Source organism: Anaerovirgula multivorans, assembly GCF_900188145.1.
Taxonomy (GTDB): Bacteria; Bacillota; Clostridia; order Peptostreptococcales; family Natronincolaceae; genus Anaerovirgula; species Anaerovirgula multivorans.
Genome location: NZ_FZOJ01000080.1, coordinates 1 through 2,999 on the forward strand (window position 1 = coordinate 1; position 2,999 = coordinate 2,999).

Genomic DNA, 2,999 nt, shown 5'->3' on the forward strand with positions numbered 1-2,999 from the left:
GACACACCTATTGACTATGACAACCTAATAGCATTAGGCTCTATGATGGGTTCTGGTGGAATGATTGTTATGGATGAAGACAACTGTATGGTAGATATTGCAAGATTCTTCTTAGATTTTACTGTTGAAGAATCCTGCGGAAAATGCCCGCCTTGTAGAATTGGGACAAAGAGAATGTTACAAATCTTAGATAAAATTACAGAAGGTAAAGGCGAACCTAAAGATCTAGACAATCTAGAAAGATTAGCTGAGAACATTAAAATATCATCACTATGTGGATTAGGGCAAACAGCACCAAATCCAGTATTATCAACCTTGAAATACTTTAGGCACGAGTATGAAGCCCACGTAAATGATAAAAAGTGTCCTGCAGGTGTATGCCAAGCTCTTTCGAATTATTATATTACTGAAGACTGCAAAGGATGTACAGTATGTACAAAGGCATGTCCGGTAAATGCTATAACAGGTGAAAGAAAAGCGCTTCATACCATTGATACAGAAACCTGTATTAAATGTGGAGCTTGCCTAGATAAATGTCCTTTTAAAGCAATCATTAGAAAATAAGGGGAAAGATTTTACCCTAATGAGAAAAGGAGTGTGCCAGAAATGGAAAAAATTACTTTAACCATAGATAATATAAAAACTGAAGTGCCTAAAGGCTATACAATCCTTGAAGCAGCTAAAACTGTAGGTGTAGATATTCCTACCCTATGCTTTTTAAAGGATGTTAATGAGATTGGAGCCTGTAGGGTCTGTTTAGTGGAGATAGAAGGTGCTAGAGGACTTCAGGCATCTTGTGTTCATCCAGCTGCAGAAGGAATGGTCATAAAAACTAATACAAAAAAAATTAGAGATGCTAGAAAATCAACAGTAGAGTTAATTCTTTCAAATCATAATCGTGAGTGTCTAACTTGCTTTAGAAATAAAAGCTGTGAGCTTCAAAGTCTAGCTGAAGAATTAAATATTAATGATATTCCCTTTCAAGGAGAAGAAACTGCAAAAACAGTAGATGCTCAATCACATTCTATCGTAAGAGATGCTAGCAAATGTATACTTTGTGGAAGATGTATTAACGTTTGTAAAAGCGTACAAAAAATTGGTGTGCTGGACTTCACTAAAAGAGGTTATGAAACAGAGGTAGCACCTGCCTTCGAAAAAAGTATGGATGAAGCTCCCTGTATTTACTGTGGACAATGTATCGTAAATTGCCCTGTAGCTGCCCTAAGGGAGAAGGAAGATATTGAGCGTGTATGGGATGCAATTGAAGATTCTGAAGTACATGTTGTAGTACAAACTGCCCCTGCAGTAAGAGCGGCTTTAGGAGAAGAGTTTGGACTGCCAATCGGAACGAGGGTTACGGGTAAGATGGTAGCCGCTCTAAAAAGGCTTGGATTTGACAAAGTTTTTGATACAAACTTTGCAGCAGATTTAACAATTATGGAAGAAGGTCATGAGCTGCTGCATAGAATTCAAGATAATGGAGTTCTTCCTATGATTACTTCATGTTCTCCAGGTTGGGTGAGATTCTGTGAGTTTAACTATCCACAATTTATTCCAAATCTATCAAGCTGTAAATCTCCACATCAGATGATGGGAGCAATTTTAAAATCTTATTATGCGGAAAAACATAACATTGATCCTGAGAAAATCTTTGTTGTTTCCATTATGCCCTGTACTTCTAAGAAAACAGAAGCCGCTAGACCAGAGATGGAAGTCGCAGAGTTAAGAGATGTGGATGCCGTTTTAACTACGAGAGAATTAGCCAAAATGATTAAACAGGCAAGGATTAACTTTATGAAGCTAGAGGATTCTGAATTTGATCCAGCATTAGGAGACTATACTGGAGCTGGGGTAATCTTTGGAGCCACTGGTGGAGTAATGGAGGCTGCCTTAAGAACAGTTGCTGATGTACTAGAAGGTCAAGATTTGCAAAACATCGAGTATACGGCTGTAAGAGGTATTGAAGGAATTAAAGAAGCAGAAGTAACCTTAGGCGGTAATACCATAAAAATTGCAGTTGCTCATGGAACAGCAATGGCAGCAGAACTATTAGATATGATTGAAGCTGGGGAAAAAGAATATCATTTTATTGAAATCATGGGCTGCAGCGGAGGTTGTGTAACAGGTGGAGGTCAACCTCACGTACCAGCAAAAGTAAAAATGGATTGTGATATAAGAGTAGAGAGAGCCAAAGCGCTATACGAAGAAGATACAGTAAAACAGTATCGTAAATCCCATCAAAATCCATTAATTAATAAACTCTATGAAGAATATTTAGAAAAGCCTAACAGCCATAAGGCCCATAAGCTGTTGCATACCCATTATGAAGCTAGAGAAAAGTATCAAGTTAGTAAATGTAGTATAGAAAAATAGAATTGAATAATATTGTTAGCGTAGGTGTGCTTTTCGCCTACGCTAATTTTAAAGTCTATATGAATTATTTGCATTGTGGATAATTCATATAGACTTTACTTTATCTAGTGAAAAGATTAACGAGTTAGATTTGTTCTTTAGGAGTAAAAGTAATTTAAAGCAACGGTTGATTTGAAACAAGATATAGTATATATTAATATTAATTGGAAGAAAATACTAATTCCAAAGGTCTATATAAACAAAAATTTCACAATCTTTTGTCTTTTTTGCTATCTCTAATAATAGATTAATGTTATAATAAAATGAGAACAATATCTTGCAAAAAATGGTTAAATTTTTAACCAATAATCTTTATTGACTCCATGTGATTATTAATTAATAATATATAGCTATTAGCTCTGATTAATGAATTAAGGCTAAATTTGGCAAGAATATTCTAAAAATATTTTACTTTAAATTAATTTTTATTTAATATAAAATAGTTTTATAGGATATTAAACCAATTTTTAAATAATTACTTACATAGAAAAAAAGGAGGGACAATATGGCTAAAAATATTTTGACTGAAGAGAATTTTCAAAAGCTACAAAAAGTTATTGATGAAAACAAAGGTAAGAAGGGTGCTT

General features: G+C 34.6%; 2 protein-coding genes. Both read left to right on the forward strand.

Going from position 1 to position 2,999, the window contains the following annotated elements; genetic code table 11:
* Positions 1-564, forward strand: a 564-nt coding sequence (locus tag CHB72_RS25465) for an NADH-ubiquinone oxidoreductase-F iron-sulfur binding region domain-containing protein (protein WP_141131617.1), incomplete at its 5' end; no start/stop codon positions are given.
* 42 nt (positions 565-606) lie between these two features.
* Positions 607-2,373: an NADH-dependent [FeFe] hydrogenase, group A6 gene (locus CHB72_RS25470; RefSeq protein WP_089285669.1), complete on the forward strand. Its 1,767-nt coding sequence runs from the start codon at positions 607-609 to the stop codon at positions 2,371-2,373.
* The last annotated feature ends 626 nt before the right edge of the window (positions 2,374-2,999 follow it).